The sequence below is a fragment of the Mycobacterium sp. JS623 genome, assembly GCF_000328565.1.
Classification (GTDB): Bacteria; Actinomycetota; Actinomycetes; order Mycobacteriales; family Mycobacteriaceae; genus Mycobacterium.
Map to the genome: position 1 here is coordinate 3,567,909 of NC_019966.1, position 14,749 is coordinate 3,582,657.

Annotated in this window: 14 protein-coding genes; 6 read left to right on the plus strand and 8 right to left on the minus strand. The window is 63.6% G+C overall.

Annotated features, from left to right (window positions below; translation table 11 throughout):
• Window positions 1-8: 8 nt before the first annotated feature.
• Window positions 9-1,703: a PHA/PHB synthase family protein gene (locus tag MYCSM_RS17535; protein WP_015307504.1), complete on the minus strand. Its 1,695-nt coding sequence runs from the start codon at window positions 1,701-1,703 to the stop codon at window positions 9-11.
• Between the two features lie 5 nt (window positions 1,704-1,708).
• Window positions 1,709-3,214 carry a long-chain-fatty-acid--CoA ligase gene (locus MYCSM_RS17540; RefSeq protein ID WP_015307505.1) on the minus strand — a complete coding sequence of 502 codons (1,506 nt, stop codon included), beginning with the start codon at window positions 3,212-3,214 and terminating at the stop codon, window positions 1,709-1,711.
• 174 nt (window positions 3,215-3,388) lie between these two features.
• On the opposite strand from MYCSM_RS17540, the gene MYCSM_RS17545 reads away from it, so the two are divergent.
• Window positions 3,389-4,027, plus strand: a complete 639-nt coding sequence (locus MYCSM_RS17545) for an HdeD family acid-resistance protein (protein ID WP_015307506.1) — start codon at window positions 3,389-3,391, stop codon at window positions 4,025-4,027.
• 6 nt (window positions 4,028-4,033) lie between these two features.
• On the plus strand, window positions 4,034-4,498 hold the full coding sequence (locus MYCSM_RS17550) for a DUF1003 domain-containing protein (RefSeq protein ID WP_015307507.1): 465 nt from the start codon (window positions 4,034-4,036) through the stop codon (window positions 4,496-4,498).
• On the opposite strand, the gene MYCSM_RS17555 is transcribed toward MYCSM_RS17550, so the two are convergent.
• Both MYCSM_RS17555 and MYCSM_RS17560 read right to left on the minus strand, forming a co-directional pair.
• Window positions 4,491-5,672, minus strand: a complete 1,182-nt coding sequence (locus MYCSM_RS17555) for a PucR family transcriptional regulator (RefSeq protein ID WP_015307508.1) — start codon at window positions 5,670-5,672, stop codon at window positions 4,491-4,493. The two genes, MYCSM_RS17550 and MYCSM_RS17555, sit on opposite strands and share 8 nt — an antisense overlap.
• A 98-nt stretch (window positions 5,673-5,770) precedes the next feature.
• Entirely contained in the window at window positions 5,771-7,057 is a 1,287-nt protein-coding gene (locus MYCSM_RS17560; protein WP_015307509.1) for a PucR family transcriptional regulator, read from the minus strand.
• Between the two features lie 171 nt (window positions 7,058-7,228).
• Here MYCSM_RS17560 and MYCSM_RS17565 point away from each other — a divergent pair, with 171 nt between their 5' ends.
• Genes MYCSM_RS17565 through MYCSM_RS17575 form a run of 3 tightly spaced genes read left to right on the plus strand, consistent with a single transcriptional unit; the run spans window position 7,229 to window position 11,935 of the window.
• Window positions 7,229-8,695, plus strand: a complete 1,467-nt coding sequence (locus MYCSM_RS17565; RefSeq protein ID WP_015307510.1) for a class I adenylate-forming enzyme family protein — start codon at window positions 7,229-7,231, stop codon at window positions 8,693-8,695.
• Window positions 8,696-8,732: 37 nt separating this feature from the next.
• Window positions 8,733-10,523: a DUF3556 domain-containing protein gene (locus MYCSM_RS17570; RefSeq protein WP_015307511.1), complete on the plus strand. Its 1,791-nt coding sequence runs from the start codon at window positions 8,733-8,735 to the stop codon at window positions 10,521-10,523.
• The gene (locus MYCSM_RS17575) at window positions 10,520-11,935 is read left to right on the plus strand and encodes a phytoene desaturase family protein (RefSeq protein WP_015307512.1); all 1,416 of its coding nucleotides are present in this window, start codon (window positions 10,520-10,522) and stop codon (window positions 11,933-11,935) included. Before MYCSM_RS17570 ends, MYCSM_RS17575 begins: the two co-directional genes overlap by 4 nt.
• Before the next feature lie 52 nt (window positions 11,936-11,987).
• Here the strand turns inward: MYCSM_RS17575 and MYCSM_RS37835 are convergent, their stop codons facing one another.
• The 4 genes from MYCSM_RS37835 to MYCSM_RS17590 all read right to left on the minus strand — a co-directional run bounded on the left by MYCSM_RS37835 (window position 11,988) and on the right by MYCSM_RS17590 (window position 13,544).
• On the minus strand, window positions 11,988-12,197 hold the full coding sequence (locus tag MYCSM_RS37835; RefSeq protein WP_198344947.1) for a hypothetical protein: 210 nt from the start codon (window positions 12,195-12,197) through the stop codon (window positions 11,988-11,990).
• A gap of 90 nt (window positions 12,198-12,287) precedes the next feature.
• A complete protein-coding gene (locus MYCSM_RS39085; RefSeq protein WP_198344948.1) occupies window positions 12,288-12,581 on the minus strand; it encodes an NAD(P)-binding domain-containing protein in 294 nt (97 codons plus the stop codon).
• A gap of 121 nt (window positions 12,582-12,702) precedes the next feature.
• Complete coding sequence (locus MYCSM_RS39090) at window positions 12,703-12,882, minus strand: YceI family protein (RefSeq protein WP_041312294.1); 180 nt, start codon at window positions 12,880-12,882, stop codon at window positions 12,703-12,705.
• Window positions 12,883-13,124: 242 nt separating this feature from the next.
• Complete coding sequence (locus MYCSM_RS17590) at window positions 13,125-13,544, minus strand: MarR family winged helix-turn-helix transcriptional regulator (protein ID WP_083906305.1); 420 nt, start codon at window positions 13,542-13,544, stop codon at window positions 13,125-13,127.
• Window positions 13,545-13,805: 261 nt separating this feature from the next.
• Between MYCSM_RS17590 and MYCSM_RS17595 the strand changes: the two genes are divergently transcribed.
• Window positions 13,806-14,732, plus strand: coding sequence for an NADP-dependent oxidoreductase (locus tag MYCSM_RS17595; protein WP_015307514.1), 927 nt, complete (start codon window positions 13,806-13,808; stop codon window positions 14,730-14,732).
• Window positions 14,733-14,749: the final 17 nt, after the last annotated feature.

The following is a 14,749-nucleotide window of genomic DNA, read 5'->3' on the forward strand; positions in this document are numbered from 1 at the left end:
GAACAGAGCTACTGTTCCAGCACATAGCTTCCGGGAGCGGGTCCAAGTGGCGCCATGCCCGCGCCGCCCAGAGTGTCCGGTGCTTTCTTGGTCTTGCCACCGCGTTCGCCGAGCCAGCTGACGAAGTCCGGCCACCAGGAATCGTTGCGTTGCTCGGCCGACTCCGCCCAGAACACCGGATCGGGCTCGTCGACATCGGCGACTTGGTAACTCGCCCTGGGATTCCCGGGCGGATTGACCAGTGATGCGATATGGCCACTGGATGACAGCACGAAACGGACGTTCTTTACCCCGAGCAGACGGGCGCTGCGATAGCACGCCTGCCACGGCGAGATGTGGTCGGCGATCCCCGCGATCACATAGGCATCGGTGGTCAGTTGATTGAGATCCACCGGCGTGCCGAGCATGCTGACGGCGCCCGGCGTGACGAGAGAGTTTTGCAGTCCCATTGTGATCATGTCGCGGTGCAGCGCGGCGGCCATCCTGGTGGTATCTGCGTTCCAGAAGAGCACGTCGAACGCCGCGGGTGACTTGCCTTCCACGTAGTTATTGACCCAGTAGCGCCACACCAGGTCCGTCGGCCGCAGCCATGCGAACACCTCTGCCAGCGATCGCCCGTCGAGGTAGCCCTTCCGGGCGGACAACGCAATCGCGATGTTCGCGGCCTCTTCGTCGATGGCAGCCGACGCGAAACCAGCCTTCCTCTGGTCGAGTACCGTGACCATCAGCGTCAACCCGGCCAGCCGGTGGCCCTCGCCGATGGCGTTGAGATGCGCAGCGGTCATTGCGGCGAGGATGCCGCCCGAGCATGACGCCTGGAGATGGGTGCGGTCTGTCTGGGTTATCTTCTCGACGGCCTCCAACGCGTTCAGGATCGCCTGGCCATACGCGTCGAATCCCCAATTTCTGTTCTCTGCAGTGGGATTCCGCCATGAGATAGCGAAGACCTGCACCCCCTGGCGAACGAAGTACTCGATCATGCTCCGGCCCGGCGCGATGTCCATGATGTAGAACTTGTTGATCACGGGCGGGACCATTAGCAGGGGCACCGAGTACACCTCGTCGGTCTGCGGGCCGTACTGGATCAGCTCGAATTCCTCGGTTCTGTAGACCACCGATCCGGGCGTGGTCGCGATCGTCTCGCCGAGCGTGAACGCATCAGGGTCCACCATCGACGGCACCCGTGGTGCCGACAGCATGTCGGAGATGAAGTGACGCACGCCGTGGACCGCGCTCTGACCGCCCGTGTCGATCAGTGCCTTCCACCCCAACGGGTTGAGAATGGGGTTATTGGTCGGTGCGAGTCCCTCAGTGAGCACGTCCAACAAGAACCGGATCCGCTCGGCGTCGCGCCAGTCGAGGTTCGCATCCGAAAAGAGCTGTTCCACAGTGTTGTTGGTGGCAAGGTAGGCCTGCATCGTGCGGCGCAGTAGCGGGTTGCCACGCCACGCGGGGTCGGCGAACCGCTTGTCGCCCTTGGCGGGTGCCAGCTCGGAGCGTCCCTCGGCTATCGAAAGCAGCTCGCGACCCAGCGATCCGGCGCGCGATGCCACCGTGCGGGGCTGCTTGGCAAGGCTCAGCGCGAATCGGCTCCACGAGGTGTTGGGCATCATCCTGTCCGCCATGCCGACCGCCGAACTGGTCAACAGCAGGTCCAACGGTGCGGCAAGCTCGTCCGCGCTCTTACTGCTGGTTGCTGACACGCTGATTACGCCTCCTCCAATGGTGGTGGTATTACCTCACGGCGCAACAGCTTTCCGGTCGGACCGGTGGGGAGACCGTCCACGAACCAGAGCCTGCGCGGATACTTGTACGCGGCCACGCGACCCTTGACGAACTGGCGCAGTTCATCCGCTGCGACCACGGCTTCAGCCTTCAACACAACGGCGGCGCCGACCTCCTCCCCGAGGGAGTCGTGAGGAATGCCAATCACCGCCGCCTGCGCGACCGCGGGATGCTCGTGCAGCACTTCCTCGATTTCGCGTGGGTAGACGTTGTAACCACCGCGAATGATCAAGTCTTTCTTGCGATCGACGATCCAGTAGTACCCGTCCTCGTCGACGACGGCGATGTCCCCGGTAGCGAACCAACCGTCCTTGATCGCCGCGTCGGTGGCCTCAGGCAAGTTCCAGTACCCCTTCATGACATTGGGGCCCTTGACTTGAACTTCGCCTGGGCTCCCCGTGGGCACTTCGGTGCCACTTTCGTCGACGAGGCGCAGTTGCACCCCCTCGATCGGTGTGCCAATCGAGCCCGGCCGACGCTCGGCGTCAGGATGATTGAACGTTGCGACCGGAGACGTCTCGGACAGGCCATACCCCTCGAGAACAACGGCGTCAAACGTCTTCTCGAAATCTTTGAGTACGGCGACGGGCAGCGCGGCACCACCGGACACGCAGGTACGCAACGACGCGGTGGCGTCAGCCGGAAACTGCTCGGCAACCGACAGCAGCGCCGTGTACATGGTGGGCACCGCCTCCAGCACCGTCACCCGGTCTCGTCGAATCCTCTCGATGGCCCTAGCAGGTTGGAAGCGTGCCACCAACGACAGGCCGGCGCCGGCGGCGATCGCGGCATTCATCGCACAGGTCATGCCGAATACGTGAAACAGCGGCAGACAGGCCAACACCACGTCGTGATCGGTCAGCTGCAACAGCCGTCTCACGACGACTTCCTGGTTGCTCCCCAGGCTTCCGTGCGTCAGCTCGGCACCCTTCGGTGTTCCGGTGGTACCCGACGTGTGCAGCACGACCGCGGTATCGAAAGCGCTGCGCTCGACCGGATCGCCGAAGCCGGGCAAGTCAGCGGTCAATCGCGCGACCTCGGCGTCATCGACGAGCCACACCTTCGAACCGGCGTTGTCGGCACCTTCCGTCGATGCATCCGCAAAATCGGGCGTGCCGATCAGCGCCTTGGCGCCGGTGTTGGACAAGTAGAAGGCCACTTCTCGCGCTTGCATCAGAGGGTTCATCGGCACCACGACACCGCCGAGTCGCCAGATGCCGTAGTAGGCGATCGGCGCTGCGGCGATGTTCGGCAACATCACGCCGACCCTGTCCCCCGATTCAATCCCTTCGCGCCGCAGGAATGTCGCCAATCGCGATGTGGCGGCGTCGAGCTCTGCGTAGGTCATCGCCGCATCTTCTGTGATCGCGGACTCTCGGTCGGGTATACGCTGCGCGGTCCCAACAAGATTGAGCGCAAGATTCGACATGTCTGCTCCGTCTCACTCCGCTTCGCTGGTCATTCAATAGTCCCGATCGCTGTCAGACGTTGCATTGTTCGACGCAACACCGCGCCCCGGTCGACGTTGTAGCCAGAAACAACAGCCGACATTCCGCCCGGAGCAACAATTGACTCCCGCCGACATCAATCGTTTGGAGCAGCAATGAGTACCGACACTCGTCAGGTCCCGTCGAGGCCACTGGGCCCATTCCACGAAGCGGTCGACGAATTCGTTTCGACGACAAAGCATTGGTGGCTGCTACTGGTTACAGGAGTCGCTTGGGTGGTCGTCGCGGTACTGATCCTCCGATTCGACTACACGACCGTCGCCGCGATCGCCGTGCTCTTCGGTGTCTTTTGTTTCGCCGCTGCGACCAACGAAGTGATGGTGAGTGCGGTGACGCCATCGCGTGGTTGGCGGATATTGCACTGGTTGCTCGCGGTGCTTTTCATCGTCGTCGGCGTCGTCGCATTCTTCCGACCCTCAGACACGTTCGTCGGCTTGGCGGCGGTGATGAGCTTTTACTTCGTCTTCCGCGGCACATTCGACATCGCAACGTCGTTCGCGGCGAGCAGGGTTCCCGGCTGGTGGGTGCTGCTGCTTGTCGGCATCGCCGAAATCGCGATCGGCTTCTGGGCCGCTGGTTCCTGGAACGCGTCGGTCGTGGTGCTGGTCTCGTGGGTGGCCGCGGGGGCGCTCATTCATGGCGTCGGCCAGATCGCGTCCGCGTTCCTCGTCCGGAAGGTGGGCCACGGTGCGGCCGCACTCGACGGGCAGCACTCGGCCGCGGCACAAGCCTGATGCCCGATGACTGCGTGGGGTGAGGACCTCGGCCGGCTGATTCCGCGTCGGCTTCTCCAGAGTGGCCAGACGCACCACCCGGCCGTCGTCGAGGAGGCGGTCAAGCGGAACAAGAGTTTTCAACTCCGCGTAGCGGACCGGATCACCTCCTTTGCAGGATCCATGAGCTTCGTGTGGATTCACGCCGCGCTGTTCGCCTTGTGGATGTTGTTCTTTGAGGGCAGTCCGTGGCCGACACTGACTCTGGTGGTGTCGCTGGAGGCGATCTTCTTGTCGACGTTCGTGATGATAGGCCAGAATCGACAGGCCGCGTTCCAGCAAGCCAAGGCGGACCATGATTTCGGGGCACAGGAGCTCGAGTTGAAAACCAACACCGAGTTGACTCGCCAAATTCATGTTCTGACAACGGAACTGCACAAACGCCTGATGGGAACTGGTTCGGCCGATGCGGCCTCCCCGTCTGCTACATGAGAAGGCGATGAACCTCGAACGCCAGCGAGAGTTCGGCCACGTCCCGCGGCCGGGTTACCGATCGACCAGTTCGTTGCTCGATTCGGTGTAGCCGATAACGAACGGTGTTGGGATGGCAGAACAGCAATTCGCCTACGGCGCGCAGAGATCCGTCGTTGTCCAGCCACACCCTGAATGTCTCGAACAAGACTTTTCGCTCGTCGGCGGCGAGTTCGACGAAGCAATCAATGATGGGTTTTGCGAGCTTCACCATCACCTCGGGAGCGCTGACCGCTGCCGTGGACAGAATGGAGCCGTTGAACAGCGTGACGCGCGGCCCCTCCGAGCGTCCGCGCAGTGTCACCCGTGCGTACCGCAGCGCTTGCGCGGTATCGCGCAGATCGTCGAACTGCGCACTCACTCCGACGCGGTTGCTAGCCATCCGCGACACCAGCGCCAATACATTGGTCAGCTGCCTTTCGTTCTTCACGTGCACGATCCCGACTTGCATATCGGGAAGCAGTTGCCATGCGGAGAACACGTCCATGCTGCGCAATTTCGATTCGATTCCCGGAAGTGCTTCTGTGCCGACGCTCGATTCCGCGGCGATCACAACGTATGGACCCTGTGCAGGCAACCGGAGGCAATCGGCGGCCTCCCATATACTCCACCGTTCGAAGAGTCGGCCGTGCAGAAGCGAATCGATCAGAATCTCGCGTTCGGATTCATCACCAGTGAAGCGGCGTGTCTGCTCATCGCGATACGCCGACGCCATCGCAGCGGTGAAAACATCCTGAGCCGCATGTATTTTCGCAGTCATCAACCGTACGGCTTCGCCGTTCGCCTGAGGCCGGCCGCTGACCTCTTTGACCGCAGCGTCCCAGAGCCCACGGAACGCAACTCGATACGCCTCCATCACCGAGGCGAGCGGAACGCCGTCGCGTGCGCGTTCGATTCCCAAATCGGCGGCCGCTGCCGGGTCAAATTCGGTGTCGGTTGCGATCGCGCTGAGAACAGACCGAATGTTGCTCGCGCAGCCGTGCACAACCCGCTCGAACGAAACCGGCTCAGTGGCCCGGTAGAGACTCACCTCTCGTCTGATGGCGTGAGCTACCGTGGTCGCGAGTTCGTCGGTTCGCCGGGTGAGCGCCTCCGCGACCTCAGCGACTTGTCGTCGCGCTATCTCGCCGTCCATGCGGGGAAGGCTAGATTCCGACGACCCTGCCGCCATTGTCTTCAGGCAACGAATACCGCTGAGTTCGTTGTAGGCCCGAGATGACCGCAGTGACCGATCTACGCTCCGTGGGGCTCGAGCACAGCCGTCCCGTACCACTGGCACGCCAGCAAGGCGAGCTCGACGTCGAGACGGTCTTCATCGATGGGCCTGCCCCGCCTGGCGACCGCCCGGCCGACTCGGTATTTCACGGTGTTGAAGTGCAGGTCCAGTTCTTGCGCCGCCTGCTTGTAGCTCGACCCGCACCGAAGGAAGACCCGCAGCGTCTCGCGCATGCGGGCATCGTTGTCGGTGTCCATCGACAACTCACCGAGCACGTCGCGCACCCACACCCGGGCCGCGACGATGTCACCGCCCAGCAGCGCAGCCGCCGCCAGACCGGGATCCGACGCCGCGAACACCGTCGCCCCGTGAGCACCGCCGGCGACCGCCACGGCCCTGGCCGCCTGCGCTTCGCGATACGACCGGCGGAATCCGTCGATGCCGGCGGCAACCGTGCCGATTGCCACACTCGGACAATCGGCTCGGGTGCACGCGAATTGACGAACCACCTCGACGGCGTTCGACGGCGCCGAACGGAATGGCAGCCAGCCCCATCCGGTCGTTTGGTCCGCGGCGGCGAACAAGGGTTTGGAGCCGACGTCGGTGGCTCGACCAAGCTCACGAAGGAACCGCTGCAGCCGCGCGAGTTCGTCGCCCGCCGCGTCCTCGTCGGAGTACCACATCACGACGGCAAGATGGTGCCACCGCAACGGATAGCGGATCGACTCGGTGGTCGCGTCGATATCGACGGTTTTGTTTCCTGCGACGACCTCACGGATGCGGAGGGCACGGACGCTGTTCTGGTTCTCCAGCCAGCGCTCCCGTTCGTCCTCGTAGACGGCGACCACTTGCTGCGAGATACCGTCGATGTACTCGAACAACGTCCCGCCGATCGCCGCGAGCACGTCAAAGCGCGCTGTTGGCGTCATATCCGCCGCGCGCAGTTCACCCAAGACGAGCTCGTTCATCCGCCCCTGCCCCAGCCTGTATGCGCGGACAAGCGCGTTGACGGGAACATCGTGTTGCGCCAGTCGCCGCGCATACTCGACTGCCGCCATCGGCGCCTCGATGCGCTGCACCGCGATGTCATATCGCAAGGCGTGCAGGAGAGTCTCGACATTGGCCTCGACGCTTGCGTCGAGCAACTCAACCAGCCGGGGATCCGCACGCAGCTCGGGAATGTTCTTCTCGAGGGAACTTCGAATGAACGACGACACCTCGGCCAGTCGTTTGTGCATCTGTTCGGCGGTCTCGGCGACAAACGCGCCGATGTCCACGCTTTCGTCGGGACCCCGCTTGGTCATCTCATGACCGTAGATCTTGTCGAGGCACGCGGTGGCCGTATTGACCCTGTGAATTGTCTCCGGAAGACAACTTCCATCGTCATGTTCATTCATCCGCGACGGTGTGCGCACCGTCCCGGATTTCTAGCGTCATAGCCAGTCGAAACACCACGTGACCGAGGAGCATCCGCGATGAATTTGCCGGCATTGCCCGACCTGCGCGCAACCGAGAACCCGTCGGGTCCAGCGGTCGCAGACGACTTCACCGACTTGACCAACTCCGAGTTTCTCGCCGCCGTCCAGCGCGCGGCCGCCGCGCTGCGCGATCGTGGTGTATCAGCAGGCGACGTGGTGGCGATCATGCTGCCCAACACCGCCGGTTTTGTGGTGTCACTGTTCGCGGCCTGGCGCATCGGCGCGGCGGTGACCCCGATCAACCCCTCCCTCACGCCGACAGAGGTGAGCTATCAGGTCTCCGACGCCGCAGCGAAGGTGCTGATCGCAACGGCCGCACCGGAGTTCGATGCTGGAGCGCCCGTCGCGACCATCGAGCAACTCGACGCAGCGGAGCCGACGCCCGGGCTCCTGCATGCACCGCAATATCCCGACAGCGCGCTGGCGCTGCTCATCTATACCAGCGGCACGACGGGCCGCCCGAAGGGCGTCATGCTCGATCACGCGAATCTGAATGCCATGTGCGGCGCGGTGATCGACGGTTTCTCGATGACCGAAGACGACCACAGCCTGTTGATCCTTCCGCTGTTCCATGTCAACGGCATCGTGGTCGGAACGCTCTCGCCGCTGCTGGCCGGCGGCAGAACGACGATTGCAGGCCGGTTCAAGGTGGACACATTCTTCGACCGGGTCGAACAGACCCGGGCGACGTATTTCTCTGCCGTGCCGACGATTTACACCATGCTGTGCGGGCTGCCCACGAGCGTGAAGCCCGATACCTCCTCCGTGCGTTTCGCGGTCTGCGGCGCCGCGCCCGCTAGTGTGGAACTGCTCGAGGGCTTCGAATCCCGCTACGGCATCCCGATCATCGAGGGGTACGGGCTGTCGGAAGGGTCGTGCGCCAGCACCGTCAATCCGTTGGCGGGAAGGCGCAAGCCGGGAACGGTTGGGCTGCCGCTGCCCGGCCAGACGATCCGATTGGTCGACGCGGCGGGCAAGTCCGTGCCCGCTGGCGAGGCCGGCGAGGTCGTGGTCAAGGGTGCCAACGTCATGCGGGGCTACCTCAACCGGCCGGAAGAGACAGCGAAAACCATAGTCGACGGCTGGCTGCACACGGGTGATGTCGGGCGGTTCGACGAGGACGGCTACCTGGTCCTCGTGGACCGGGCCAAGGACATGATCATCCGTGGCGGGGAGAACATCTATCCGCGCGAGATCGAGGCCGTGGTCCACGGGCTCCCGCAGGTTGCCGAGGCTGCGGTCGTCGGACGTGAGCATCCCGTCTACGGCGAGGAACCGGTGTTGTTCGTGTCGCTGCATCCCGACACGACGCTCGACGCCGACACAATCCGCGAGCACCTGCGCGGGAGGTTGTCGAAATACAAACTGCCGGTGGAGATCACGATCATGGACGACCTTCCCAAGAATGCTGTCGGCAAGATCGCCAAGCCCGAGTTGCGCAAGCGACTCGTCAAAACACGCTGAGACACAAGGCCCGTCACACCGCAAAGGAGCGTCAATCATGGGATTCACCAAACCGACCCTTCCGGACGTCGATCCAGACACCTTTATGGATAAACCATTGATGGACCGGATGCGGATCCTCGCCACGGACTGGGTGGACAACGGATTCGGGTCACCACGAATGGTGCACGCCATCTACCTCGTCAAGCTCATCTTCTTCTACGCGCTCGGCGGCGTCCTGCTCGCGACGCTGACATCCGGACTTCCGGTGCTTGACGTCTCGCAGTGGTGGAACCAGCCCGTCGTCTACGAGAAGGCCGTGCTGTGGACGGTGCTGCTGGAGCTGATCGGCGTCGCCGGATCGTGGGGCCCGCTGGCGGGCAAGGTGAAACCGATGACCGGCGGCATCCTGTTCTGGGCGCGGCCGGGCACCATCCGGTTGCGGCCGTGGAAGTGGGTGCCACTCACCGGCGGTGACCGACGGACGTGGTTCGACGTCGGCCTCTACCTCGTGTTGATGGTCAGTGTCGTCATTCCGCTGGTTTTGCCTGGGGTGCACAGTGATTCGCTCTCAGCGGCGATGCCCGCCAACACCTCCGGGCTCGTCAATCCGACGCTGATGATCGCGCCGATCGTGCTACTGGTGGTCATGGGGCTGCGGGACAAGATCGTGTTCCTCGCGGCTCGCGGTGAGCAATACCTGCCCGCCCTGATCATGTTCGCGGCGTTCCCATTCGTTAACATGATCATCGCGCTGAAGCTCTTGATCGGCGTCGTCTGGGTCGGCGCCGGGGTGTCGAAGCTGGGGCTGCACTTCACCAACGTCATCCCGCCGATGGTCAGCAACAGCCCGTTCATCCCGTTCAAGTGGCTGAAGCGGGCGCACTATCGCAACTATCCCGACGATCTGCGGCCGTCACACCTCGCCAGCTTCATGGCCCACGTGCCGGGAAGCGTCGTGGAAATCCTTGCCCCGCTGGCGCTCCTGTTCTCCACGAACAAGTGGGTAACCATCGTGGCCGCGGTGATCATGGTGTGCTTCCACCTGTTCATCATCTCGACGTTCCCGCTGGCGGTTCCGCTCGAGTGGAACGTGCTGTTCGCCTACGCGACCGTCTTCCTGTTCCTCGGCTTCCCCGCTTGGCAGGGCTACGCGCTTTGGGACATGTCGCCGCCCTGGTTGGCTCTGATCGTCGCCGCCGCCCTGCTGTTCTACCCGATCCTCGGCAACTTCCGGCCGGACAAGGTGTCGTTCCTGCCGTCGATGCGGCAGTACGCGGGCAACTGGGCGTCTGCGGTGTGGGCGTTCGCGCCGGGCGCCGAGGCCAAACTCAACAATGTGACGCGCACGGCCAAGAACCAGGTCGACCAGTTCATCGAATTCGGCTACGAACCGGAATGGGCCGATGTCACGATGCAGCGGGTGATCTCATGGCGCACCATGCACAGCCAAGGCCGGGGCTTGTTCTCTGTGCTGCTGAAGAATCTGCCGGACATCGACACCCGATCGGTTCGCGAAGGTGAGTTCGTCTGTAACTCGCTGATCGGCTTCAACTTCGGTGATGGCCACCTGCACAACGAGGAGATGATCGCCGCGGTGCAACGCGAAGCGGCGTTCGAGCCGGGTGAACTGGTGGTCGTCTGGGTGGAGTCGCAGGCGTGGGGCAGCCATGTCCAGCACTACAAGGTGATCGACGCCGCGCTCGGCGTGATCGAACGCGGCACCTGGAAGGTCACCGACGCCGTGCAGGAGCAGCCGTGGCTGCCGAACGGCCCGATCCCGACCGAGGTCGCCTGGTCGCTGACCGGCAGCAAGCCTGCCGATCACGGGCACGGGGCGCTGGCATGACGAAAACCGCCGTCGTCGTGGGGGCCGGGCCGAACGGCCTGGCCGCCGCGGTCGCCCTCGCCAAGGCGGGCATCCAGGTCACTGTGCTGGAAGCCGCCGACGAGATCGGCGGCGGCACCCGCAGCAGCGAGGCCATCATTCCCGGTCTGCTGCACGACCACTGCTCCGCGATCCACCCGATGGCGGTCGGCTCACAGTTTCTCGCAGGGCTGGGCCTGGACCGGTACGGCCTGTCGTGGCGCCTGCCCGAGATCGACTGCGTACACCCCCTCGACGCGGGTAGCGCGGGGGTGCTGTACCGCTCGGTCGACACCACGGCCGACGGGTTGGGTGTCGACGGCACGCGATGGCGGCGACTGTTCGGCAAGACATCGGCCAGTTTCGATGCGTTGGCCGAGGACATCATGGGTCCGCTGCTGCGGGTGCCGCAGCATCCGCTGGCGTTGGCTCGGTTTGGTGCGCCCACCGTCTTACCGGCGTCCGCCCTCGCCCGGATGTTTCGCACCGCCGAGGCCCGCGCGTTGTTCGGAGGTGTTGCGGCGCATGCCTTTCGGCCGTTGCACTACCCGATGACATCAGCGATCGGCCTGGGCATACTCACCGCGGGACACCGGCACGGATGGCCGGTCGCGGCAGGTGGGTCGCAGTCCATCACCAACGCGTTGGCGGCGCTGCTTTCCGATCTCGGCGGCAAGGTCGAAACGGGCACGCGGATCACGTCGGCCTCGCAACTGCCGCCCGCCGACGTGACGATGTTCGATCTGGCGCCCGAAGCCGTCGCGCGAATTCTCGGCGATCGCCTTCCGTCGCGGGTTGCCCGCGCCTACAGGCGGTTTCGTCAGGGACCTGGCGCGTTCAAGGTGGACTTCGCGGTGGAAGGCGGTGTGCCGTGGACCAACTCTGCCGCCCAAAAGGCCGGCACCGTTCACGTCGCGGGCAGCTATGCGGAGCTCGCCAGGAAGGAGCGCGACATCCATGCTGGACGGATGCCCGAGCGGCCCTTCGTCCTTGTCGGCCAGCAGTACCTCGCCGACCCACAGCGGTCCGCCGGAAACGTTCACCCGCTGTGGACGTACGCGCATGTGCCGAACGGATATTCGGGCGACGCGACGGAAGCGATCATCGCCCAGATCGAGCGCTTCGCGCCGGGCTTCCGCGACCGGATCGTCGGCAAAGCAGTGCGCACCACCATGCAAATGTCGACTTACAACCCAAATTTCGTCGGCGGCGACATCATGACCGGCTCCAAGGACATCCGCCAGCTCACATTCGGACCGCGAGTCACCTTGTCGCCCTATGAGGTTGGTGTTCCTGGCATGTACATCTGCTCGGCGGCCACCCCTCCGGGCCCCGGCGCACACGGCATGTGCGGAGCCAATGCCTCCCACGTCGCTCTGTCCGTACTCAGCTGACCACATCGAGGGGATTGCACCTCAACGGCCCGGCTACCACGACTACAAGTCGTCATTCGTTGACGAGCAGGTCTAGGGCAGCGAGGCGGCCACCGGCCTGTTGCAGTCGCCCACCATCGTCGAGGCCGCCGAGATCGAGCGGCGCGTAGCCGAGCTCGGCTATTAGGCTCTGAACCTTCTGCTTTGACGTGACATCGTCGCCGGAAACGAACAACACGCGTTTCGCGTCGCCCTGTCGAGGTCCCTTTTCGAAATTCGTCATAGCGATGGAGTTGAACGCTTTGACCACGCGGGCGCCGGGGGCGTGTTCGGCGACAATGGCGCTTGCGCTTCTGCCTGCGAGATCAGCCAGTTATAGGGGATCGAACGTGACGAAGGGGTTCGTGGCGTCGATCAGGATTCGGCCTCGCCAATTGGGCAGCGGGTCGAGTGTGTCCGGAACTGCAAGCCAGGGCACCGCGAGCAGGACCAGCTCTTGCGCTGCGGCTTCGGTGATCGAGACGGCATCCGCACCGATGCTTTGCGCGACCGGTGTTAGCGCATCTGGGCCGCGCTTGCTGGAAAGCATGACGTGATGTCCGGCAGTGGTCAATCGCCGCCCGACCGCGAGGCCGACGTTTCCTGCTCCGAGGATTCCGATTTTCATGGTTGTCTCCTTTTGAGTTGGCTGCGGATGGTGACTGGAGCGCCGGGCCGGCGACGAAACCCCTTGAGGGTGAGGTTCCCATCGAGCAAGCAGGCCTCGCCGTTGGGTCGAACCGAAGTATCTATTTCCGCCGCACAGCGGCTGTGCTGTCCGGCGCGATAGTGATTGTGCCGCTGATGGTTTCGAACCTGCCATGCACCATACTCACCATCAGAGGGCGAGTCGAGAAATCGATCGACGAGTGGACGGGGTCGATTGGCCACGTACCAACTCCGATCGGGTTGGTCACTGCTGTTGTCATTCTTGGGCTTCCAATCTTGTCTGGGTCTCACACCTCGACCCCTGCGTGGGTTCAACCGGACTTCGGTCGGCTTTATTTCCTTTGTTTCCAAAGCGGTTAATGTATTTCCAGGCGATCGCCGTCTCCGTCCTGCTGAAAAAATCGAGTCCGTTCGGCGACGTGGCGGACGGTTCGCAGGCGTCGCGATGATGCTGGTTGGCGCAGTAGGGTTGGCAGTGTAATGCCATCGCGCTCAACCCCATTCATCCCGGCGGCAATAGCGAGTTGGTGAGACTCGCCTGTAGGTGTTCCAACGCCGCCGTGAACGGCGCAAGCAGCTCATCAGGCAAGGGATCGAAGAACAACCTCCTGACCAACATGGCATGCCCAGGCGCGGCCGCAACGATGACGCTCATCCCTTCCTCGGTCAAGACAACGTCGGTCGCCCTTCGGTCGAGTTCGGACTGGACCCGTTCGGTGAGACCGCGTTCACACAGTCGCCTCAGATGGTGTGACAGACGACTACGCTCCCAGCAGATGACCGTGGCCAGGTCGGTGACCTTCAGCTTGCGGTTCGGCGCGACGCTCAATGCGCAGAGCACGTGGTAGTCAGCCAGCGAGAGAGCACTGTCCTGTTGTAGCTGGCGGTTGATCTCATAGTTCATCCGCAGCTGCACACGCATGTAGGCAGCCCGTGTGCGTTGTTGTGACCGCGACAACCATGGACCGTCGCCAGGGTTGGAGCAGCGCACGCGTGACACTTTGGACATCCTTACTGGATATTTCACGTTTTCACCACCGCGGCTCGCTGCAAGGCGCCTGCGCCGATTTATGATCCTGCTGGGCTGTTTTCGCGGTCGAAACGGTGGCTCACCAGATTCTACCGGAATACGTGCACGTTTCTATTAGTTGACATGTCACGTAGCACTATTAAGGTGGTGATCATGTCAAGAGCAGTGCAGTTCGACTCGTACGGCGGCGTCGACGTCCTGGAGGTGCGCGACGTGCCCCGCCCAGTGCCGGGCGCCGGCGAAGCGCTGATCGAAGTAAAGGCAGCCGGTATCAATATCAGCGAGGCGGCGATTCGTTCGGGTGCCGTGCGCGACATATTTCCCGCGACTTTTCCCTCCGGGCAGGGCAGCGACCTGGCGGGAGTGGTGACCGAACTCGGTTCCGGCGTCGACGGTTTCGCCTTGGGCGATGAGGTCATCGGATTCTCCAATCGACGGTCCAGCCACGCCGAGTACGTGACCGTGCCCGCGACCCAGTTGGCGCCAAAGCCCGCTGCAGTCCCCTGGGAGGTGGCCGGTTCGCTGTTCGTCGCGGGCGCCACCGCCTATGGCGCGGTGCGGGCCGTGCGGCTGGCGCCGGGCGAGACGGTGGCCATCGCCGGTGCGGCGGGTGGCGTCGGTTCGATCGCGGTTCAGCTCGCCCAGCGCGCTGGTGCCACAGTCCTCGGCATTGCCGGGCCGTCCAACGATGCCTGGCTCACCGACCACGGCGCGGTCCCCGTCAATTACGGTGATGATCTACCCGCCCGGTTGCGCGCTGCGGCGCCCTCCGGACGCATCGACGCGCTGCTGGACTTCTTCGGCGACGGGTATGTCGCGATGGCGGTCGAGGAGCTCACGGTTCCTCGCGAAAGAATCGATACCATCGCCGATTTCGCTGCCGTGGAGCGGTTCGGGGTGCTGTCCGCAGGAGGTGCGGATGCCGCAACCGCAGCGGTGCTCGCAGAGTTGGCTGACCTCGTCGCACGAGGTCAGCTGGATGTTCCGATTGCCGGAGTTTTCACCCTCGGCGATGTGCGCAACGCGTATCGGGAGCTCGAAAAGCGCCACACACGCGGCAAATTGGTCCTACTACCGTAAATCATGTGAGGAGCACC